This is a genomic window from Comamonas sp. NLF-1-9 (assembly GCF_019195435.1).
Lineage (GTDB): Bacteria > Pseudomonadota > Gammaproteobacteria > Burkholderiales > Burkholderiaceae_C > Comamonas_C.
The window spans coordinates 2,679,769-2,700,716 of record NZ_CP078069.1; the positions used below are offsets into that span (position 1 = coordinate 2,679,769).

Genomic DNA, 20,948 nt, shown 5'->3' on the forward strand with positions numbered 1-20,948 from the left:
GCCATTAAGTGTCCCCGTTTCTTTCAGGACGCAATGGGAGCCAAGCTAATGTCATTCGACCTTGATCATTTCGAGAGCGTGGCACGTCAAAACGGTGTGCGCTACTGGTATGCGCACGAATTCATGCGCGAGCTTGGCTATGAGTCGTGGCAGGCGTTTCATGGAGTGATCCTGAAAGCGCAGGCCAGTTGCGCGCGCTTGGAGATGGATACATTCTCGGAGTTCATTCCCGACACCTACGTGGCCGACGATGGTGCTGAGGTGCGCACGGTCAAGCTCACGCGTTTTGGCTGCCTGCTGGTGGCGTTGCATGCCGACGATCGCAAGCAGGAGGTAGCAGCGGCGAAGGCGGCGCTGGCTTCGATTGCCGATCAACTGATCGCGGCGCAGTTGTCGCAAAATGATCTGGGGCGAATTGAAACGCGAGACGATCTGAAGGCAGCGGAGCTGGCGCTGAGTTCCGCAGCCAAGCGAGCGGGGGTGCAAAACCATGAGCACGCGTTTTTCAAAGACGCGGGAATTCGCGGAATGTACAACCGCAGTTTGCAAGAACTCAAGCGTTTGCGCGGCTTGGGCGAGCGTGATGTGCCGTACGACTTCATGGGACTGACGGAGTTGGCGGGTAATTTGTTTCGCGTGACGCAGACGGCCGAACGCCTGAAGCAAACTCCCAATGTGGGACTGCGCAATGCACAGCGTACGGCGCACGCCGTAGGCACGGAAGTACGCTCGATGATGGTGCAAAACAGCGGGGTGCCACCGGAAGCGTTGCCGGTGGAAACCAACATAGGCGATGTCAAGCGACAGTTGCGCAGCACGGCCAAACAGATGAAGAAACTGGACGCCCCAAAAAAGACTCGATACGCGCGCAAGAAGTCTTGATCACTGAGTACATCGCTTGGCATAGTCAATACTGACCCCCGTCATTTAGCCTCTCACGCCCCCGCGCGGCACCATGCCGCGCATGCACTCTCAACCGCCCACCACCCCCACCGATGCCGCGCACCGCTGCGGCAGCTGTCGGCATTTCTCTGGCGAGCACGCGCGCCTGGCCCACCTGGGTTTTGGCTATTGCGCCTTCATGCCCGCGTGGCGTGAGGTCAGCCCGGGCGCGCCTTGCGCCTTCAATCCCCCACGCTGGAGCCCGTCACATGCAAAAGCTGTTTGATCTGGCACGCCGCGCTGTGCGCGTTCGCATGGCGGACTGGATACTTGCTGCCTTGGTGTTGCTTGTGCTGGTGCTGGCCATGGCGCCGCAGCAGTTGCCGGTGACGCTGTACAAGCTGTGCCTGGTGGCGCTGGCGGCGCTGAGCGGCTGGTGGATAGACCGCAGCCTGTTCCCTTACGCACGGCCGGAGCGGTTTCTGGAGCCGCTGCGCGAGCAATCGGACAAGCCCTTGGGTGACACCGCCTTCGGCGACCTGGCCGGTGCGCTGTATTTTTCTGAAGGCACGGCGCAAGGCCTGAGTGCCCAGGATGCGGCGCTGCTGGGCCGCGCGGCGATGCTGCGCCGGGCGCTGATCGTTGCAGCGGCAATGCTGGCGGTGGGGCTGGGGGCGTGATGATGGGCTGGCCGCAATGGACGCTGCTGTTTCTGCTGCTGGTGAGCTTGTTGTTGGCGGCCAACCAACATGGCAAGCCCCAGGGGAAAACCAGTTTTCCTGCCCGATTGGTGGCCTTTTTAATTCAGATATCGCTGCTGTGGGCGGGGGGATTTTTCCAGCCCGCGCACGCCCAGGTGCCGCCCGAGGCGAGCCGCTACCGCCTGCAACTGCTGCGGGCTGCGCACGGGCAATGGGGGCTGGATGCGCCTGTGGCGGCGCTGGCCGCGCAGGTGCATCAGGAGAGCGCCTGGCGGCCCGACGCGGTGAGCCGCGCAGGTGCACGTGGCCTGGCGCAGTTCATGCCCGCCACAAGCACCTGGTGGTGCCAACGCACGGGCACCGCACCCGCCGATTGCCTTCCGCACAACCCGGCCTGGGCGCTGCGCGCGATGGTGGGCTACGACAAGTTCTTGCATGACCGGGTACCGGCGCGCTTTGGCGCGTTTGACCGGCTGTGGCTGGCGCTGCGCGGCTACAACGGGGGCGAGGCGCATTGGCGCGCCGAAGGTGCGACCACGGGGTTGCAAGAGCCCACGCGCACGCAGATTGATGCGGCCTGCGGGCAGGCGCGGCGCGCGGCGCTGCACTGCCGCGAAAACCTGCAGTACCCGGCGCGCATCTTGCAGCAGTTGCAACCACGTTACGCCACGTGGGGCCCGATGGTGACGGAGGCGGCGCGATGAGCACGCTGATGAACATTGCCATCGGCCTGGTGATTGCGGTGATGCTGGCACTGGGCTTTGACGCCACGCGCGAGCACTGGCGCGAGCAGGGCCGCGAGGAGGTGCGCGCCGAATGCCTGCGCGCCGATCAGGCGCGCGATGCGCTGGCAACCCGCGATGCGCTGGCGCGCGCGCAGGAGCAGCGCGCCAAGGAACAACGGATGTCTGAGGAGGCCGAGAAAAATGCTCTTGAAGCCACGAAACGCGAGGCGGTTTTGCGCGATCGCCTGGCTGCCATTGTGCGCAGCCATGACGGCTTGCAGCGCGAGCTTGCCCGCCGCGACGCCGCGAGCAGCGATCGACGTGCCGCTGGCACGTGCGCCGCTGCCGACGCCGAAGCTGATGAAGCAGCCACGGCCCGAGGCCTTCTTGGAGCGTGCGCAGGCCGATATCGAAGCATGGCAGCAGGCGCTGCAAGCCTTGCCGAGCAGGTAATGGGTCTGCAGGCGCACGTGCTGGTGGTGCAGCCGCAGGCGGCGGCGCTTGTGACACCCGAAATCGAGGAGGCCCGCTGATGCCGACCTGGGAGGGCTGGATTGCCGACGCAGTGCTGGCGCTGGCGCTGGTGGCGATGGCCGTTTATCTGTGGCGCCTGACGAGCACGCTGGACGCGGTGAGCCGACGCCAGGCGCTGCAGCAGCAACGCATGGAGCAATTGCCCAGCACGGAGCTGCTGACCGACGTGCGGGTGCACCTGGCGCGGCTGGAGTCGCTGATCGAGGGCACGGCGCGCGAGGTGAATTCTTCGAGCACGCGCCTGCGCCGTGTCGAGGACTATTTGATGGAGGCAAAGCGCCGCAATGAAGACACCCACTTTTGACGAACACGTGGCCGCTGAGCGGCGCCTGGCCATTTTGCAGGTGCTCGAGGGCAGCACCGGCTACCAGGCCAACGAATTCACGCTGGCTGCGGTGCTGGAAGACCTGGCGCACACGGTGAGTCAGGCACGCCTGCGCGCGGACTTGGCACGCCTTGAAGACTTGGGCTTGCTGCAGGTGGACAGCGTGGGCGGCGTGGCCATTGCCCGCCTGCGCCAGGACGGGCTGGATGCAGCCCAAGGCAAGAGCACGGTGCCGGGCGTCAAGCGCCCGCGCCCGCAATAAGGGGCGCGCGCATGGCCCGCCGCTCCACCGTCGCCACGCTGCCACGCGCACTGCTCGAACGCTGCAACGCGCTGATCCGCGACGGCCACACGATCGAGGAGATTCTGGTGGCGCTGCAGGGCCTGGGCGCGCAGGTGTCGCGCTCGGCCGTGGGCCGCTATGTGAAGAGCGCGCGCGAGGTCATGGAAAAGCACCGCCAGGCGCAGGATGTGGCGCGGGTGTGGGTGGACAAGCTGGAGGCCGAGCCCGCGGGCGACGTGGCCCGCCTGCTGCCCGAGATGCTGCGCGTGGTGGCCTTCCAGAGCCTGACGACGATGGGCGAGGCCGACAAGCCCGCCAAGCCGATGGACGTGATGCTGCTGGCCAAGGCGCTCAAGGACATCGCGGGCACGACGAAGGCGAACCTGGATATCGAAAAACAGCTTCGCGCGATGCGCGCCGAGCTCAAGACGGTAGCCGTGGAGGTGGAAGGCGCGGTGCGCCAGGCGGGCCTGTCGGAGGAGACGGTGGGGCAGATCAAGGCGCGCATTCTGGGCGTTGGGGAGCGCACGTGAGCGCGCCGCGGCTGCCCGACGTGCTGCTGCCCTACCAGCAGCGCTGGATCGCCGACCCCTCGCCCTTCAAGGTGGCGGAGAAGGGCCGACGCACCGGCCTGACCTGGGCAGAAGCGGCAGACGACGTGCTGATTGCCGCCGCCGACAAGGCGGCAGGCGGGCAGAACGTGTACTACATCGGCCAGGATAAGGACATGACCGAGGAGTACATCGACGCCTGCGCGATGTGGGCGCGTGAATTCAACCAGGTGGCCGGCCAGGTGGAGCAAGGCCTGTGGGACGACGTGGATGAGGAAGGCGGCAGCAAGAACATCCTGACCTACACCATCCGCTTTCCCAAGGCGCGCCACCGCATCACGGCGCTGGCCAGCCGGCCCAAGAAGCTGCGCGGGCGTCAGGGCGTGCTGGTGGGTGACGAGGCGGCGTTCCAGGAAGACCTGGACGGGCTGATCAAGGCGGCCATGGCCTTCCTCATCTGGGGCGGCAAGGTGCGGCTGATTTCGACGCACTTTGGCGTGGACAACGCCTTCAATACCTTGTGCCAAGACATCCGCGCAGGAAAGCAGCCCGGCAGCATTCACCGCATTACGTTTGCCGACGCGGTGGCGCAGGGGCTATACAAGCGCGTGTGCCTGCGCATGGGCAAGCCATGGACGCAGGCCGAAGAGGATGCCTGGGCGGCGGACATCTACGCGTTCTACCGCGACAACGCGGATGAGGAGCTGGACTGCATTCCGTCGGCCAGCAGCGGCGCCTACTTCAGCCGCGCGCTGGTGGAGTCGCGCATGTCGGCGGATTTGCCGGTGCTGCGCCTGAAGCTGCCCGATGGCTTTGAGCTGCGCCCCGAGGCAGAGCGCATGGCCACCGTGGGTGACTGGCTGCGCGAGCATGTGCGCCCACTGCTGCAGGCGCTGCCCGAGACGGGGCGCAGCTACTACGGCATGGACTTTGGGCGCTCGGGCGACCTGTCGGTGATCGTGCCCCTGATCGAGGACCAGCATCTGCACAAGCGCGCGCCCTTCATCGTCGAGATGCGCAACGTGCCCTTCAAGCAGCAAGAGCAGGTGCTGTACTACGTGGCCGATGGCCTGCCGAACTTCGCCGCGGGCGCCAACGACGTGCGCGGCAACGGGCAGTACCTGGGCGAGGTGGCAGCGCAGAAGTACGGCGCCGCGCGCATTCACCGGGTGATGCTGTCGCAGCAGTGGTACATCGACCAGATGCCGCGCTACAAGGCCGCCTACGAGGACGGAAACATCACGGTGCCGATGGACGACGGCGTGCTGACCGACCACCGCGCGGTGCAGATGATCAAGGGCGTGCCCAAGGTGCCGGACGGGGCCAAGGCCAAGGATGCGGACGGCGGCCAGCGCCACGGCGACAGCGCCATCGCCGGTGCGCTGGCGTGGTTTGCTACGCAGAACGCGGCCGCGCCCATCGAGTTCATGAGCGGCGGGCCGCGCACCGATGCCGCTGATTTGCAAGGGTTCATGTAATGGCCACCAAGCCCCCAGCCCCGTCATCGGCACAAGCTGCCCGCATCGAGCGCCCGCCGCTCGACAGCGAAACCGCCACGCGCCAGAAAGACCCCTGGGCCCATGGCTTCATGGGCGTAGTGCCCACCAATGACCCGCTGCTGCTGGAGCGCGGCGACCCCGGCTCGCTGGCGTTTGAGCTCTATCGCGACCTGCGCCGCGACGGCAAGGTGTTTTCCGGCTTGCAAAAACGCAAGCTGGCGGTGGTGGGCCAGGCCTGGAGCGTGTCGCCCCTGGTGGATACCCCCGAGGGCGCGCGCGATGCCAAGCTGGTCACCGACATCCTGGGTAGTTTCGCGTTTGATCGCCTGTGCTCCAGCCTGCTCAATGCGCTGCTGGTGGGCTGGCAGCCCGCCGAGATCGTCTGGACGCTGCGCGAGCTGCCTATGGCGGGTGGCGGCACGCGCCAGATGGTGGTGCCCGACCGAGTGCCTGCGCGCGCGCACCGGCGCTTTGTCTACCGCGACGGCAAGGAGGGCGAGCCGCCCGAGCTGCGCCTGCTCACCCGTGACGCGCTGCAGGAAGGCGTGCCGGTGCATGCGCGCAAATTCATCGTGCACGTGGTGGACGCCGAGGACGGCAACCCCTACGGCACGGGCCTGGGCCTGCAGCTGTACTGGCCGGTGTTCTTCAAGCGCAAGGGGGTGCTGGCCTGGGCCAAGCTGTGCGACCGCTTCGGCACGCCCACGCCGTGGGGCAAATACCCGCGCGAGGCCAGCGCACGCGAGAAGGGCACGCTGTTTGAGGCGCTGCGCGCGCTGTCCAACGACGGCTTCATGATGACGCCCGAGGGCACCATGATCGAGCTGCTGGAGTCGCGCCTGTCCAGCAGCGGGCAGACGCCCAACCAGTCGATGGTCGAATACATGGACGACTGGATTGCCGAGGTGCTGCTGGGCCAGCCGCCGCGCAATGGCGGCGGTGGCGCGCTGGCGGCGGCGGCAAGCGAGCGCGAGCAGGTGCGCATCGAGCTCAGCCAGGCCGACAGCGACCTGCTGAGCGAGACGCTCAACCGCACCCTGCTGCAATGGATCTGCGAGCTGAACGGTTTGCAGCCGTGCACCGTCTCGCGCACCATCAAGAAGGAAGAAGACAAGAAGGCACAAAGCGAGACCGACGTGAATGTGGCCAGCATGGGCTTCAAACCCACGCTGGATGCGGTGCGCGAGCGCTATGGCGAAGGGTGGAAAGAAGCCGATGCGCCTGCAAATCCCCCGGAGTCAGCCCCCGGGAAACCTGTTGTTGACAACGCAAACCCAGCCTTTGCCGAAGGCGATGCAAACGCCGGACCGGACGCGATGCAGCAGCTCATCGACGCCGAGCTGGCCCAATGGGAGCCGCTGCTCGAACCCATGGTGGCGCCGGTGCAGGCGCTGCTGGATGCCGCCGCGCGCGAAGGCTTGAGCGCCCAGCAGGTGCTCGACCGCCTGCCGCAGGCGCTGGCGCGCATGGATGCCGACCCGCTGGCCCAGGCGCTCACGCGCACGGCCTTCGCCGCCCGTCTGGGTACGGCCAGCGGCCTGCCGCTGGATTGACGCCGCGCATGTCCGCCGCTACCGACTTCGCCATGCTGCAGCGCCTGCCGCCGGCGGGCGCCATTGCCTACCTGCAGGGCCGCAAGGACCTCACCGTCACGCACAGCTGGCAAGACCTGTGGCACGAGGAGCACGCTCGGCAGTTCACCATCAGCCGCCTCACCCGGCTGGATTTGCTGCAGGCCATTCGGGAATCGCTGGAAAAGTCCGTCAACGGTGAGCTCACCCGCGCCGACTGGATGCGCGACACCCGCAAGCTGCTGCAGAACGCCGGCTGGTGGGGCACCAAGGAGGTAATCGACCCGGCCACCGGCAAGACCGTCAGCACCACCTTCGACAACCAGCGGCTCAGCCTGATCTTTGACACCAACACCCGCCAGGCGGCGGCCGCCGGCCAGTGGGAACGTGTGCAGGCCACCCGGAAAACCCACCCGTTCCTGCGCTACATCACCAAGGACGACGAGCGCGTGCGCCCCGCGCACCGCGCCTGGCACAACCTGACGCTGCCCGTCGATGATGCGTTCTGGCTAATGCACTGGCCGCCCAACGGCTGGCGCTGCCGCTGCCGGGTGGTGTCCATGAACCGGCGCGACTACGCAGCGGGCCGGGCGCCCGACGGTTCGCCGCTGAACACCACCGCGCCCCCGTTCGAGACCATCGCCCACATCAACCGGCGCACCGGCGAGATCACGCAGACGCCCGTCGGTGTGGACCCGGGCTTTGGCTACAACGCCGGCGTGGCGCGCCAGCAGGCGCTGGAAGCCGTCGAGCAGGCCAAGCTCAAGGCCGCTGCGGCCGATCTGGCCGCCGCTGCGCGCAAAGAGGGGCTGCAGCCGCCCCAGGTCGCACGAGAAAAGCCCGACCAGCCGACCTGGAAGACGCTGGACCTGCCCGACCTGCGCGAGCTGCAGCCGCGTGCGCAGGCGCCGGAGCTGCTCGCCGCCGCCGAATCGATTGAAGACGCCGTGTCGCTGCTGCGCGGCACCCTGGGCGTCCCGGTAGGTGCTGCCCGCAGCGTGCACACCCCGGTCGGTGATGTGACCATCATGGACGAGCTCTTGCGTCACGTCGTGGATAAACGGCAGAACGCGCGCGAGCGCTATGCGAACTTCGTGCTACCCACGCTCATGCGACCAGACGAGGTGTGGCGCACCGCCTATGACAACGGCACCACACGCAAACGTTTCATCAAGCTGTTTTCAGGGTCGAAATACGACATCATCGTCATCGTCGAGGAAATGCCCGACGGCGATGTGCTCTGGAACATCATCAACCGCGAGCGCGGAAAGATGAACACGATGCGGATCGGTGAACTGGCCTACCAAGCAAAGGAATGAGGTACACGCAGGGGATCGAGCTCCCTCGACTGTCTGGATATCGGGGTCACCTTTCAGGCGGCTATGGGCCCAGCGCCAGCCGCTTTCGCGCCCTGCGTGCAACCCCATTGTAAAAAAGAGCGCCCATGCTGACCATCGACGTAAAAGACAGCGGCTTTCGCCAGTACCTGGCCGACCTGCAGGCCCGGCTGGGCGACCTCACCGGCGCCATGCAGGCCATCGGCCAGGAAATGGAGAACCGCATCAAGGCCCGCTTCGAGACCGAGACCGACCCTGACGGCGAAAAATGGGAAAAATGGTCAGACTATTACGCCGAACATTACCCGAAAGACGGCAACCATCGCATCCTCGACCGTTACAGCCCAGGTGCCGCCAGCTTGCTCGGAAGCCTCAACTGGGATGCCGATACCACCAGCGTCCTCGTCGGCTTCGGCCAGCACTACGCCACCTTCCATGAGTTCGGCACTTGGAAGATGCCCCGCCGCGGCCTGCTCTTTCAAGACCCCGAATCCGGCCGCCTCGCTCCCGCCGACGAACAGGCCGTCATCGACATCTTGCAGGACTGGTTGCTGCCCGACTGAAGGCACAATCCCGCCATCCACCGCGTTTGCCGTATTTGCAAGAGCGTTGCACAACCCAGCCCACTATGTGCCACGACCGACCATCAAATCCCGGATTTATCGCGCCGCCCGCCATCCATTTATCTCACCTTCGGTCAGGATGTGGCGGCGGCGACGCGGGGTTTGCGTGCGGCTTGGGGAGAGCTTGGCGTACCAGCCCGTGCCAGGGGTGATTGAATATACGTCAGTGACGTATGATCACGGATGTACACCATCATCGAAACACCGCTCTTCAGCGCTGATGCGAAAGACATCTGGTCTGAAGAGGAACGCGGCGATTTCTGTGCTTGGCTGGCCGCCAACCCGCAAGCCGGAGACGTGATTCCCGGCTCGGGTGGTTGCCGCAAGGTGCGGTGGGCGCGTCCTGGTGCAGGCAAGCGGCCCGGGGTGAGGGTGATCTACTTCAACCGGCTGGAAAACGGCGTGATTCATCTGTTGGTGATTTACGCCAAGGCGGTGCGCGGCAATATTCCGGCGCATTTGCTCAAGGCCATCAGACACGAGATCGAGCATGACGACGAGCAAGCATGACACCCTCACGGGCGAGGCATTGGGGCTGAAGCTGTTGCAATCGGTCAAGCAGATGCGTGCCGGGCAAGGCACGGTAGTGCACTCGCCGGTCACCCAGGTACGTGCGGCGTCGGGTCTTTCGCAAGCGCGGTTCGCCCAGCTCATGGGCGTTTCCGTGCGTACCTTGCAAGAGTGGGAGCAGGGCCGACGCCAGCCCAGCGGCGCCGCGCAAACCTTGTTGATGGTGGCGCAGCGCCGCCCTGAAGTACTGCGCGAGCTCGCCATGTGAGCTGCCTGTGCCCGCAGCCCGAGGGCCGGGCGGGTCATGGAGCGCCTGCGGCAGGGCTGCGCTCGTGGTTCAGCCGCAGCAGCCGACGCAGGATTTCCTCGCCGGGCATCCCGGCTGTTGCAAGCGCTATTTTTTGTATAGCGACACGCGCTTTGTGCACAAGCGTAAAACGCTAATTTGGCTTGAAAATTCGATCTCGGTAGCGGCCTGCCTGGTACCCGATCGGCGAAGGGCTCCCCGGTTGCGCCGGCGCCCCTGCGCTGCCCCGTTCCCCGCCGACGGCGCGCCGCAGTGCAGGCCGCGCTCATGCGCCGCTGCGCCTGCGCAGCCAGGCCATGCCCAGCAGTGCCAGCAGCGCCGAGCTGGCGAGCAGCGCCGCATCCGAGAGCGCCGGGATGGCGCTGGGGGCGCCGACTACCACGATGACGATGCGGTCGCGATCGGCGCCAGCGCCGAAGGGCCAGATGTAGGTGCCCGGGGTCATGCCCAGCCCGGCGATGGTCTTTCCCGGGGCGCGCATGGTGCTGTAAAGAGGCGTGCCGCTCACATAGCCCGGGGGCAAGTAAAGGTTTCCGTAGATGCCGTCAAAGCGTGTGCCATCGCCGGTGCGCGCGGTGAGCACGCTTGCCCCACCCGGACCAATGGCGGTGACGCTCACCGGGATGCCCTTGTATTTTTCGGTCCCGGGTCCGCCAAAGCTGATCGCCGCTGCCAAGGGAGCGATGTAGGGCGTGGTAGATCCGCCGCTGCCATCCGAGGTGAGCGCCGCGGTATTGACGCTGCCCGTCCCCGTGACCACGACGTCGGGTCCGTCCTGGCTGATCACGATACGGTATTCCGCCAGCGCCGGTGCGGTCGCGAGCAGCAGAGCCGCGCCCCAGGCGCCCGCGTGACGGCGCAGGATGCAGCGGGGCAGGAAGGCGAAGCACGAGAAGAAGCGTTGCATGTTTGTCCATCACAGTGGTGTGGCGGGAACGGGCCGGCCCGGCAGGCGCAGCGGTGGCCGAAGTGGGGCCCGCATCCACTTCCATCGTTCATGCCGCTGCAGCAGCGCCCCCAAGGCCGCGGGGCGCGCAAGCGGCGTGCAAGCCGGCCTGGGCGCCGCCAAGTCACCTTGGAGACAGCGGCGTATTGTGCAAGATGCGCTGCAATCGTGCCGGGGCGCACGCTATGCTGCTTGCATGCCAGAGTCCGAGCCCGCGCACGAATCCGAAAATGCCGCGGCCCCGCGGCGCCTGTTCACTGCGCTCTACCCCGACGGCGCTGCGCGCGCCGCCCTCGTGGCGCTGCGCGCACGCTGGCCGGGGCTGCCGCGGCGCCTGCGCCCGCCCCCCGAGCACTTGCATCTGACGCTGCAATTCTTTGGCGCCGTCGATGCGCGGCGCGAAGCCGCCTGGCGCGCGCAGCTTGCGCGCTTGCGCTTTGCGCCGTTCGATCTGGAACTGACGCGCGCCGAACTCTGGCATGCGCCCCAGGGCCCGCTCGTGGTGTTGCGCGCGGCGCCTTCGACCGCGCTGCTCGGGCTGCATGCGGCGACGGATGCGCTGGCGCGCGCGGCAGGACTCACCCCCGAAGCGCGCGCCTGGAAGCCGCACCTGACGCTGCTGCGCGATGCCAGCGGGCTCACGCCGGCGCGCCTGGCGCAGCCGATACGCTGGCGGGTGCAGGCGCTGGCGCTCGTCTGGTCCGAGTTGGCAGCGCGCCCGCCGCGCTACCACACGCTGGCGCAGTTCGCGGCGGCGTAGCATCCGGATACACAGCCTGCGCCGCGCGGCCTTGGCGTGTGCGCTTTCTGACCAGGGGCCGGGTATGCCATCTACCGTTTTCATCACCGGTTGCTCCTCCGGCATCGGCGCGGCCGCCGTGCGCCACTTTGCCGCCCAGGGCTGGAACGTGGCGGCAACGCTGCGCGAGCCGGGAAAAGCGAAGTTCGGCGCGCCGGCGAGGTGCATCGAAACCTTCGCGCTGGACGTGACGCTGCCCGCCTCGGTCAATGCGGCGGTGGCGCAGGCGCAGCGGCGCTTCGGGCGCATCGACGTGCTGATCAACAACGCCGGCTACGGCCTGTTCGGGCCGTTCGAGACCGCTACGCCCGAGCTCGTGCGGCGCCAGTTCGCGACCAATGTGGAGGGCGTATTCGCCGTCACCCGCGCGGTGCTGCCGGGCATGCGCGTGCAGGCCAGCGGGGTGATCATCAACATCGCCTCGCTCTCGGGGCTGGTGGCGATGCCGCTGTATTCGCTGTATGCGGCCTCCAAGTACGCGGTGGTCGGGTTTTCAGAATCGCTCAGCCATGAGCTTGCGCCGCTGGGCATCCGCGTGAAGGTGTTTGCACCGGGCGCGGTGGATACCGATTTTTCCGGGCGCTCGCTGGCGCGCACCTGGGACGGCGACGGCGGGCCGTACGCGCCCGCCATCGCCAGCGTGCAGGCGGTGTTTGCCGCCAACCGCGCGGGGGGCGGCGCGGCGTCGACCCCCGAGGCGCTGGCCCGCGCCCTGTACGCCGCCGCGACCGACGGCAGCGCCCAGGTGCGCTATGTGGTGGGCGCGGACGCCGAGGAGGTGCTGCGCGCGCGCCAGCAGCTGGGGGACGAGGCCTTGCTGGCCGGCCTGCGCCAGCGCTTTGGCCTGGCCGCCTGAGCGCCTGCGCCATGTAGTAAGGGAGTAACACCCGCCGCGTTCGCAGCGCACCAACAATGGGCTTTTGCTGAAAACCCAAGGAGACGTGTGATGGCGGCGAAGAAGATACTGATGGTCTGCGGCGACTACGGCGAGGACTACGAAACCATGGTGCCCTTCCAGGCGCTGCTGGCCGTGGGTCACCAGGTGGATGCGGTGTGCCCGGACAAGAAGGCCGGCCAGCAGATCAAGACCGCGATCCACGACTTCGAGGGCGCGCAGACCTACAGCGAAAAGCCGGGCCACAACTTCACGCTGAACGCCAGCTTCGACCAGGTGCGCGCGCAGGACTACGACGCGCTGGTGGTGCCCGGCGGGCGCGGGCCGGAATATCTGCGCACCTACCCGGCGGTGGTCGCTGCCGTGCGTCACTTTTTCGACGCCGGCAAACCGGTGGCCTCGATCTGCCACGGCGCGCAGCTGCTGGCCGGGGCGGGGGTGCTCAAGGGGCGCACCTGTTCGGCCTATCCGGCTTGCCGTGCCGAGGTCGAGCTGGCCGGCGGCACCTATGCCGACATCGCCGTCGATCAGGCGGTGACCGACGGCAACCTCGTCTCGGCCCCGGCCTGGCCCGCGCATCCGGCGTGGATCGGCCAGTTCCTGAAGCTGCTGGGCACGCGCATCGAGCTTTGAGGCGGCGGGGCAGCCCTCACCCCAGCCCTTTCCCAGAGGGAGAGGGAGCCAAACCGGCGCCGTATTTCATCCTCGCCCCTTGGGGAAAGGCAGTGAGACGGGACCGGGCTGGCTCCTCGCCCCTTTGGGGAGAGGCTGGGAGAGGGGCTCGCGGCGCGTGCACAATGCGGCGCAAGCCCGTGACCCGGAGACATCGCGATGTGCCAGATTTTCATCAGCGCAGACCCGCAGCTCTACGACAGCCGCGCGCGCTCGGTGCGCCTGCATGGGGTGGCAACCAGCTTGCGGCTGGAAAATTTCTTCTGGCAGGTGCTCGAAGAGATAGCCGGGCGCGACGGCCTGTCGGTGCCGCAGTTGTGCACCCGGCTCTACGACGAGCTGGTGCAGGAGCGCGGCGCGGTGGACAACTTCACCTCCTTCCTGCGCGTGTGCTGCGGGCGCTACCTGGCACTGCAACTGGCGGGCGGCATTCCGGCGGACACGCGGGTCGCGATCCGCAGCCTGAACCCGCAGGCGGTGCTGGCGCGCGAGCGCCCTCGGCACGCGGCGCTGCAGCCGCGCATGCAGAGCGGATTGCGCCGGCGCGCCGGGCTGCCTGAGCACGGCCAGAGCGTGGCGCTTTGAGCGCGCGCGTTCGCGGCGGCGCTCTTGCGCCAAAATCTGCCCATGAATGCCCTGAACATCGCCGAGTACACCGAGACGCTGGGTTTACAGGCAAAAACGGCCGCAGCCCTTATGGCGTCTGCGCCAGCAGCTATCAAAAACAAGGCCTTGCGGGCGCTGGCGCGGCTGCTGCGCGCCGGTGGTGATCTGCTCGAGCGGGCCAATGCGCAAGATCTGGCCGCCGCCGAGGCGGCGGGCCTGGCCGCGCCCCTGCTGGACCGCCTGCGCCTCACGCCCAAGGTGATAGAGACCTGCGCGCTGGGCTGCGAACAGCTTGCCGCCATGCCCGACATCGTTGGCGAGATCATCGGCATGACGCAGCAGGAAAGCGGCATCCGCGTGGGCCAGATGCGCGTGCCCATCGGCGTGTTCTGCATGATCTACGAGAGCCGGCCCAACGTGACCATCGAGGCCGCGAGCCTGTCGATCAAGAGCGGCAACGCGGCCATCCTGCGCGGCGGCTCGGAGGCCATCCACTCCAATCGCGCGCTGGCCGAGCTGGTGGTGCGCGCCCTGCAGGAAGCGGGCCTGCCCGGGCACGGCGTGCAACTGGTGCAGACCACCGACCGCACCGCCGTCGGCCGGCTGATTGCCATGCCGCAATATGTGGATGTGGTGATACCGCGTGGCGGCAAGGGCTTGATAGAGCGCATCAGTGCCGAGGCGCGCGTGCCCGTGATCAAGCACCTGGACGGCAATTGCCACAGCTACGTGGACGAGCCCTGCGACCTGGACCTGGCCGTGAAGGTGGTGGACAACGCCAAGACGCAGAAATTCAGCCCCTGCAACGCCACCGAGAGCCTGCTGGTTGCGCGCGGGGTGGCGCAGGACTTTCTGCCGCGCATCGGCGCCGTGTTCGCGGCCAAGGGCGTGCAGATGCGCTGCGATGCGGATGCCTTGCAGATCTTGAAGGAAAAACTGCCGCAGACGCTTGCAGGACAAGCGCTGGAAGCTATCAATATTGAAGAACTGCTGCGGCCGGCGCAAGAGTCGGACTGGTCCGAGGAATACCTTGCGCCCATCATCAGCGTGAAGATCGTCGCGGGGTTGGACGAGGCGATCGCTTGGATCAACCGCTACGGCAGCCACCACACCGACGCCATCCTGACTACCGACCAGCGCCACGCCCAGCGCTTCGTGCGCGAGGTCGATTCGGCCAGCTGCATGGTCAACGCCAGCACGCGCTTTGCCGATGGTTTCGAGTACGGCCTGGGCGCGGAAATCGGCATCAGCACCGACAAATTCCATGCGCGCGGGCCGGTCGGCATCGCGGGCCTGACCTCGCTCAAGTGGGTGGTGCTGGGCGAGGGCGAGGTGCGCAGCTAGCGCCGGCTGGGCATGAAGATTCTCATCGTCGGGGCCGGCCGCGTGGGCGCGGGCGTGGCCGAAAGCCTGGTGTCGGAGAAGAACGACATCACCGTGGTGGACCGCGACGCCGACGGCCTGCGCGAACTGCAACAGCGCCTGGACTTGCGCGGCGTGGTCGGCAGTGGCACCGACCCGCTGGTGCTGGCCGAAGCGGGCGCGCGCGACACCGACCTGCTCATCGCCTGCGCGGCGCAAGACGAGGTCAACCTGGTGTGCTGCAAGCTCGCCTGGATGCTGTTCAACATCCCCACGCGCATCGCCCGGGTGCGTGCCCGCGCCTATGAGGACGGCAGCGCGCTGCTGTCCAAGGAGGGCTTTGCGGTGGACCACATCCTCTGCCCCGAAGATCTGCTCACGCGCTACATCGGCCTGCTGGTGCAATACCCCGAGGCGCTGCAGGTGCGCGAATTTGCCGGCGGGCGCGCCTGCCTGGTGTCGGCGCGCGCGCGCATGGGCGCGCCGGCGGTGGGCGTGCAGATCAAGACGCTGCGCGAGCAGATGCCCGAGGTGGCCATGCGCATCGTCGCCATCTACCGGCGCTTTACCGAGGGGCCGGACCGCTTCGTGCCCTGCGACGGCGACACCTTCATCGAACCGGGCGACGAGGTTTTCGTGCTTGCCGGGCGCCAGCGCATCGCGCAGGTGCTGGCCGCGCTGCACCGGCGCCAGGACCAGCCGGCCCAGCCGGTGCGCCGCATCATGGTGGCCGGCGCCTCCAGCGTGGGCGAGCGCCTGGCGCAGGAGCTCGCCAGCCAGCAGGGGCGCTTTCACATCAAGATCATCGAAGAGAACGCCGAGCGTTGCCAGCAACTGGCGGCGCGCGTGCCCGAGGGCGTGCTGGTGCTGCACGGCGAAGCCTCGGACGAGTCGCTGCTGGAAGAGGAGGGCGTGCAGGAGACCGACCTCTTCCTCTCGCTGTCCGACGACGAGGAGGACAACATCATGGCCAGCCTGCTGGCCAAGCGCATGGGCGCGCGCCGCGTGCTGGCGCTGATCAACCGCCACACCTACGCCGACCTGATGCACGGCACGCAGATCGACATCGCGCTCTCGCCCACGCAGACCATCCTGGGCGAGCTGCTCACCTATGTGCGCCGCGGCGACGTGCAGGCGGTGCACAGCCTGCGCCGCGGCGTGGCCGAGGCGCTGGAGGTGGTGGTGCGCGGTGACCGCAAGACCTCGCGCGTGGTCGGGCGGCGGGTGCAGGACTTGTCGCTGCCGCCCGAGGTGCACATCGGCCTGATCGTGCGCGGCCTGCCCGACCCCGAAGCGCCGCCGCCCGCCGAGGACGAGGCCCCGCGCACCCTGCCCCCGAGCGAGCCCGAAATCATCATTCCGCGCAGCCACACCGTGCTCGAGAGCAACGACCATGTGGTCTTCTTCCTGCCGCGCAAACGCCTGGTGCGGCAGGTGGAAGAGCTGTTTCGCGTGCGCGCCACTTTCTTCTGAGACCGCCGCCCGCGCATGAAAGACCTGGCCATCGTCGCGCGCGTGCTGGGCATGCTGCTGTGCATGTTCTCGGCGGCGCTGGCGCTGCCGCTGGTGGTGTCGCTGGCGCAGCAGGACGGCCTGTGGCGGCTGTACGCCGCATCGGGTCTCATGATCGCGGCCTGCGGCGGCGCGCTGTGGTGGCGGCTGCGTCGCCAAAGCCGCGACCTGCTGCCGCGCCACGGCATCATCCTGGTGACGCTGTCCTGGGTGGTGCTGCCGCTGGCGGCCAGCCTGCCGCTGTGGCTGGCGCTGGCCTGGGCGGGGCACGTGCTGTCGTTCACGCACGTGTACTTCGAGGCGGTCTCTGCGCTCACTACCACCGGCGCGACGGTGATCGAGGGGCAGGACGCCTTGCCGCTGTCGCTCAACATCTGGCGCACCTTCTTGCAGTGGATAGGCGGCATGGGCATCCTCATCATGGCCATGGCGGTGCTGCCCATGCTGCGCGTGGGCGGCAGCCAACTGTTTCGCGCCGAAGCCGCGGGCCCGATCAAGGACACCAAGCTCACCCCGCGCATCACCGAAACCGCCAATGGCATGTGGGGTGTGTACCTGGCGATCTCGGCGGTCTGTGCGCTCGCCTTCTGGCTTGCCGGCATGCAGCCCATGGACGCGCTGATGCACATGTTCACCACCATGAGCCTGGGTGGCCTGTCACCGCACGACGCAAGCTTTGCCTGGTTCGATTCGCCGCTGCTCGAAGCGGTTGCGCTGGTCTTCATGGTGCTGGCCAGCTGCAACTTCACGCTGTACTTCGTGGCCCTGCGCCGGGGCAAGTGGTTTGCGCTGTGGCGCGACCCCGAGGCGCGCGCCACCGTCATCGCGCTGCTCGGCGGCGGGCTGCTGGTGTCCCTCATCCTCTGGGCCAAGGGGGTGTATGCGCCGCTGGACGCGCTGCGCTACGGCATGTTCCACACCGTCTCGGTGGCCACCACCACCGGTTTTGCCAGCGTGGACTATCCGCACTGGCCGGTGTTCGTGCCGGTGTTTCTGCTGCTCTTGTCGGGCGTGGCCACGAGCGCGGGCTCCACCGGCGGGGGCATCAAGATGGTGCGCATGCTGATCCTCATCAAGCAGGCGCGCCGCGAGCTCACCCGCCTGGTCCACCCGCGCGCCATGCAGCCGGTGCTGCTGGGGCGCAACGTGGTGGACAACCGCATGATCTTCTCGGTGCTGGCTTTCATCCTGGTGTATGGCGCCACGGTGTTCGTGCTGGTCATGGCGCTGCTGCTCACCGACCTCGATCCGCTGACCGCGTTTTCCGTCGTGCTCTCCAGCGTGAACTGCACCGGCACCGGCCCGGGCACGCTGGGCATGGACGTGGGCTATGGCCAGCTCAGCAATTTCCAGATGTGGATCTGCACCCTGGGCATGCTGCTCGGGCGGCTGGAGATCCTGAGCTTCGTCACGCTGCTCTCGCCAGCCTTCTGGCGCGGGTGAAGAGGCCTGCGGCGCAGGCCGTGCCGGCTCAGGCGGGCGTGCGCGCGATGGCCGCCAGTTGCTTGCCCATGGGCAGCAGGTGGCGCTTGAGCTCCTCGATGCCGACGGCGCCGCTGGCCTCGAGCAAGATGCCGTTGGGCAGCAGCATGGCCAGCTCGGCGCTGCTGCCGTCCTTGGCATAGCGCTCCTGGATGGCGGTCTTGCCCTGGCGATAGACGCGCTCGACGCTGTCGGTCTTTTCGCTGTCCACCTCCGAGCTCGACCAGGCGGCCAGGCCCATGCGCAAGGCCGGCGAGGCGCCCACGTCCCTGACCGTGATCTCCACTGTCTGCCCGTCGGCGTCGTAGCTGGCGCTGGCGGTGCTCATCTTCATGCCCAGGGCGCTGTCCGAACGCGCTTCGACGGCGGTGCGCGCCAGCTTGCCCAGGCTCTCGGGCAGGGCCGCGCGCAGCTGCTGCGGCTCCAGCGCCTGGCTCGCGCCGCCCAGGCCGAGCGCGGCGCCAATGGCCTCGCCGGCGGCCTTGGCGGCCGCGTCGGCGTCGCCCTTGCTCTGGGCCGCTTCCATCTTGCGGCTGGCCGCTTCGATGGCGCGGGTGTCGATCGTGATGTCGGTACCGGGTACCTTCAGCGTGACCGATTCGCCGCTGCCCGCGCCCGCAAGGCCGCCGCCCACCCCTCGGCTGGCCGGCGTGAACACGCTCATGACCAGGCCGGCGACGATGGCGACGATCACCCCGCAGACGACCACCGCGCCGGTATAGCCCAGCGCCTTTTCTTGCGGCGCTTTCATCAGTACCGGTATGCCGGTATAGACCAGATAGATGGAGTACAGCGCGGCCAGCAGCCCCAGCATCGACAGCAGCGGCAAGAGATTGAACACGCCGCCGAGCATTCCCGCGGTCGACGCGTAGGCCACCAGCTTGAAGGCGCTGCCCATGTCCTGGCGCGCCTGAAAGCGCGGCGCGAGCTGGTTGACGATCAGCGTCAGCACATAGGCCAAGGCGAGCGAGAGCACATAGCCGACCACCATGTTCACCAGCCCCGCCGCAACCGGCGTGCGCACAGTGACGCCGAAGACGCTGGCGCCGATCAGGCTGTAGCCGATGAACCCGGCCACGGCCGGAATGGCCGCGAGGTAGACGAGGTAGTTCTTGTAGATGGCAGCCGGGCTGCCGTCCTCGGCCTCGATCTGCGGCCAGGTCTCACGCGGGCGCAGCAGGATGTCGCCGACCCGCTTGAGTAGTGCGGCGCGGGCGCCGGCATCAGAGACGATGGTGTTCATGGATTCCCCTCCGGTCAGACTTCATGGATTGCGGGCATGGCGTGCCGCTTGCCCGCGCGCTGGGCACAAGCTCCGCGCCCGGCCTGGCACCAGGCAAAACGTGCCTTGCCGGGGTTTCGGTTTTCCGCTGCCAGCGCCTGCCCTGGCGCGCGCAGCCCTGCCAAGGTTACCCGATGACGCCTCTGCAACTCGAATGCCCGTCCATGCGCCACAATCTTGCGTTTGCCTGGTCCCCGCGCAACTTCGCGCGGCCGCCGGAAAACGCTTTCTACAATGGCGGACACCCCTTCCCGCCACAAGAACACACTCGCATGGTTCCCCACCTCATCACCGCACTGACCGGGCCGATCAATGAACTCGAGCAGCGCATGCTCGATGCCATGCCTGCCATCGAGCGCTGGTTCCGTCTCGAATGGATGGAGCACACGCCGCCGTTCTACACCTCGGTGGACTTGCGCAATGCCGGCTTCAAGCTCGCGCCGGTGGATACCAGCCTGTTTCCCCACGGCTGGCACCATCTCACGGCCGAGATGATGCCGCTGGCGGTGCAGGCGGCGATGGCGGCCATAGAGAAGATCTGCCCCGAGGCGCGCAACCTCTTGATCGTGCCGGAAAACCGCCTGCAAAGCCCCTCGGACGTGGCCGACCTGGCCCAGTTGCAGCGCATCTTCAACCTGGCCGGGCTGAACGTGCGCGTGGGCTCCATCGATCCCGAGCTCAAGAAGGCCACCACCTTCCAGCTCGCCGATGGCCAGAGCGTGGCGGTGGAGCCGGCGCTGCGCGTGCGCAAGCGCGTAGGCCTGCGCCATTTCGACCCCTGCACCATCTTGCTCAACAACGAGCTGCCCGCCGGCCCCCCGGGCATCCTCGAAGATTTGTACGAGCAATACCTGCTGCCGCCGCTGCAGGCCGGCTGGACGGTGCGCCGGCGCAGCCGCCACACGCGCTGCTATGAAGAAGTGGGCAAGCGCTTTGGCAAGATGCTCGGCATAGACCACTGGCTGATTCACCCGATCAGCCACAGCGCCGAGGCCGGCAAGACCAAGGCCAAGCGCATGGAGGCGCTGCGCGCCGCGGTGGACCAGACCTTCTCCAAGGTGCGCCGCAAATACAAGGAATACGGCATAGGCGAGAAGCCCTTCGTCGTGATCAAGGCCGACGACGCGGGCGACGAGGCCGGCGTGGCCGTGCTGCGCGACGCCAAGGACCTGCCCGCGCTGGAAGAAAGCGGCCAGCTGCCGCGCAGCGGCCATTGGCTGGTGCAGGAAGGCGTGCTCACGCAGGAGCGCGTGCATGAAGCCGTGGCCGAGCCCGTGGTCTACACCATGGACCGCTACGTGGTCGGCGGCGTCTACCGCATGCACTTGGGCGAAAGTGTAGGGCCTGCCGGGCGGGCTCGCGGCGCGTCCTACGTGCCGCTGGCCTTCGAGCACAGCACCCAGCTGCCCCAGCCGGGCGAGCGCCCCGGCGCCAGCGCGCCGAACCGCTTCTACATGTACGGCGTGGTCGCGCGCCTGGCGATGCTCGCCGCAAGCTACGAGCTCGAAGCCACCGACCCGGAGATGCTGGAGCTGGCCTGAGCC

The 20,948-nt window shown here is 67.6% G+C and carries 23 protein-coding genes; 21 read left to right on the top strand and 2 right to left on the bottom strand.

The genetic code is table 11. From position 1 onward, the window contains the following. Positions 1 to 48 precede the first annotated feature (48 nt). The 13 genes from KUD94_RS12910 to KUD94_RS12970 all read left to right on the top strand — a co-directional run bounded on the left by KUD94_RS12910 (position 49) and on the right by KUD94_RS12970 (position 9,809). Positions 49 to 882 (top strand): damage-inducible protein D, encoded by an 834-nt coding sequence (locus KUD94_RS12910; RefSeq protein WP_218237596.1) that lies wholly within the window; start codon positions 49 to 51, stop codon positions 880 to 882. 269 nt (positions 883 to 1,151) lie between these two features. Beyond that, a complete protein-coding gene (locus KUD94_RS14865) occupies positions 1,152 to 1,562 on the top strand; it encodes a putative holin (RefSeq protein ID WP_218237597.1) in 411 nt (136 codons plus the stop codon). Further along, positions 1,562 to 2,287: a transglycosylase SLT domain-containing protein gene (locus KUD94_RS12920; protein WP_255568835.1), complete on the top strand. Its 726-nt coding sequence runs from the start codon at positions 1,562 to 1,564 to the stop codon at positions 2,285 to 2,287. The genes KUD94_RS14865 and KUD94_RS12920 overlap by 1 nt, the downstream gene beginning before the upstream one ends. Beyond that, on the top strand, positions 2,284 to 2,841 hold the full coding sequence (locus KUD94_RS12925) for a hypothetical protein (RefSeq protein ID WP_218237598.1): 558 nt from the start codon (positions 2,284 to 2,286) through the stop codon (positions 2,839 to 2,841). Before KUD94_RS12920 ends, KUD94_RS12925 begins: the two co-directional genes overlap by 4 nt. Further along, positions 2,841 to 3,146: a hypothetical protein gene (locus KUD94_RS12930; RefSeq protein ID WP_218237599.1), complete on the top strand. Its 306-nt coding sequence runs from the start codon at positions 2,841 to 2,843 to the stop codon at positions 3,144 to 3,146. Before KUD94_RS12925 ends, KUD94_RS12930 begins: the two co-directional genes overlap by 1 nt. Continuing rightward, the gene (locus tag KUD94_RS12935; protein ID WP_218237600.1) at positions 3,127 to 3,429 is read left to right on the top strand and encodes an ArsR family transcriptional regulator; all 303 of its coding nucleotides are present in this window, start codon (positions 3,127 to 3,129) and stop codon (positions 3,427 to 3,429) included. Before KUD94_RS12930 ends, KUD94_RS12935 begins: the two co-directional genes overlap by 20 nt. An 11-nt stretch (positions 3,430 to 3,440) precedes the next feature. Continuing rightward, positions 3,441 to 3,983 (top strand): phage protein Gp27 family protein, encoded by a 543-nt coding sequence (locus KUD94_RS12940; RefSeq protein ID WP_218237601.1) that lies wholly within the window; start codon positions 3,441 to 3,443, stop codon positions 3,981 to 3,983. Further along, positions 3,980 to 5,479 (top strand): hypothetical protein, encoded by a 1,500-nt coding sequence (locus KUD94_RS12945; RefSeq protein ID WP_218237602.1) that lies wholly within the window; start codon positions 3,980 to 3,982, stop codon positions 5,477 to 5,479. Before KUD94_RS12940 ends, KUD94_RS12945 begins: the two co-directional genes overlap by 4 nt. Continuing rightward, the gene (locus KUD94_RS12950) at positions 5,479 to 7,053 is read left to right on the top strand and encodes a DUF935 domain-containing protein (protein WP_218237603.1); all 1,575 of its coding nucleotides are present in this window, start codon (positions 5,479 to 5,481) and stop codon (positions 7,051 to 7,053) included. The genes KUD94_RS12945 and KUD94_RS12950 overlap by 1 nt, the downstream gene beginning before the upstream one ends. An 8-nt stretch (positions 7,054 to 7,061) precedes the next feature. Continuing rightward, positions 7,062 to 8,390, top strand: coding sequence for a PBECR2 nuclease fold domain-containing protein (locus tag KUD94_RS12955; protein ID WP_218237604.1), 1,329 nt, complete (start codon positions 7,062 to 7,064; stop codon positions 8,388 to 8,390). 125 nt (positions 8,391 to 8,515) lie between these two features. Then, positions 8,516 to 8,971 (top strand): phage virion morphogenesis protein, encoded by a 456-nt coding sequence (locus tag KUD94_RS12960; protein WP_218237605.1) that lies wholly within the window; start codon positions 8,516 to 8,518, stop codon positions 8,969 to 8,971. Positions 8,972 to 9,214: 243 nt separating this feature from the next. Continuing rightward, positions 9,215 to 9,541, top strand: coding sequence for a type II toxin-antitoxin system RelE/ParE family toxin (locus tag KUD94_RS12965; RefSeq protein WP_218237606.1), 327 nt, complete (start codon positions 9,215 to 9,217; stop codon positions 9,539 to 9,541). Then, positions 9,522 to 9,809 carry a DNA-binding transcriptional regulator gene (locus tag KUD94_RS12970; RefSeq protein WP_218237607.1) on the top strand — a complete coding sequence of 96 codons (288 nt, stop codon included), beginning with the start codon at positions 9,522 to 9,524 and terminating at the stop codon, positions 9,807 to 9,809. Before KUD94_RS12965 ends, KUD94_RS12970 begins: the two co-directional genes overlap by 20 nt. 304 nt (positions 9,810 to 10,113) lie before the next feature. Here the strand turns inward: KUD94_RS12970 and KUD94_RS12975 are convergent, their stop codons facing one another. Continuing rightward, on the bottom strand, positions 10,114 to 10,755 hold the full coding sequence (locus KUD94_RS12975; RefSeq protein ID WP_218237608.1) for a hypothetical protein: 642 nt from the start codon (positions 10,753 to 10,755) through the stop codon (positions 10,114 to 10,116). A gap of 235 nt (positions 10,756 to 10,990) precedes the next feature. Here KUD94_RS12975 and thpR point away from each other — a divergent pair, with 235 nt between their 5' ends. The 7 genes from thpR to KUD94_RS13010 all read left to right on the top strand — a co-directional run bounded on the left by thpR (position 10,991) and on the right by KUD94_RS13010 (position 18,083). Then, positions 10,991 to 11,554, top strand: a complete 564-nt coding sequence (gene thpR / locus KUD94_RS12980; RefSeq protein ID WP_218237609.1) for an RNA 2',3'-cyclic phosphodiesterase — start codon at positions 10,991 to 10,993, stop codon at positions 11,552 to 11,554. 64 nt (positions 11,555 to 11,618) lie between these two features. Next, on the top strand, positions 11,619 to 12,449 hold the full coding sequence (locus KUD94_RS12985; RefSeq protein WP_218237610.1) for an SDR family oxidoreductase: 831 nt from the start codon (positions 11,619 to 11,621) through the stop codon (positions 12,447 to 12,449). A 90-nt stretch (positions 12,450 to 12,539) separates the two neighbouring features. Continuing rightward, the gene (locus KUD94_RS12990) at positions 12,540 to 13,121 is read left to right on the top strand and encodes a DJ-1/PfpI family protein (protein WP_218237611.1); all 582 of its coding nucleotides are present in this window, start codon (positions 12,540 to 12,542) and stop codon (positions 13,119 to 13,121) included. Positions 13,122 to 13,319: 198 nt separating this feature from the next. After that, positions 13,320 to 13,745, top strand: a complete 426-nt coding sequence (locus tag KUD94_RS12995) for a ribbon-helix-helix domain-containing protein (RefSeq protein WP_218237612.1) — start codon at positions 13,320 to 13,322, stop codon at positions 13,743 to 13,745. 42 nt (positions 13,746 to 13,787) lie between these two features. Beyond that, entirely contained in the window at positions 13,788 to 15,110 is a 1,323-nt protein-coding gene (locus tag KUD94_RS13000) for a glutamate-5-semialdehyde dehydrogenase (protein ID WP_218237613.1), read from the top strand. A gap of 12 nt (positions 15,111 to 15,122) precedes the next feature. Then, positions 15,123 to 16,601 carry a Trk system potassium transporter TrkA gene (gene trkA / locus KUD94_RS13005; protein ID WP_218237614.1) on the top strand — a complete coding sequence of 493 codons (1,479 nt, stop codon included), beginning with the start codon at positions 15,123 to 15,125 and terminating at the stop codon, positions 16,599 to 16,601. A 15-nt stretch (positions 16,602 to 16,616) separates the two neighbouring features. Beyond that, on the top strand, positions 16,617 to 18,083 hold the full coding sequence (locus KUD94_RS13010; RefSeq protein WP_218237615.1) for a TrkH family potassium uptake protein: 1,467 nt from the start codon (positions 16,617 to 16,619) through the stop codon (positions 18,081 to 18,083). Positions 18,084 to 18,111: 28 nt separating this feature from the next. On the opposite strand, the gene KUD94_RS13015 is transcribed toward KUD94_RS13010, so the two are convergent. Next, entirely contained in the window at positions 18,112 to 19,365 is a 1,254-nt protein-coding gene (locus KUD94_RS13015) for a Yip1 family protein (RefSeq protein ID WP_218237616.1), read from the bottom strand. A 311-nt stretch (positions 19,366 to 19,676) separates the two neighbouring features. On the opposite strand from KUD94_RS13015, the gene gshA reads away from it, so the two are divergent. After that, the gene (gene gshA, locus KUD94_RS13020; RefSeq protein WP_218237617.1) at positions 19,677 to 20,945 is read left to right on the top strand and encodes a glutamate--cysteine ligase; all 1,269 of its coding nucleotides are present in this window, start codon (positions 19,677 to 19,679) and stop codon (positions 20,943 to 20,945) included. Positions 20,946 to 20,948 lie beyond the last annotated feature (3 nt).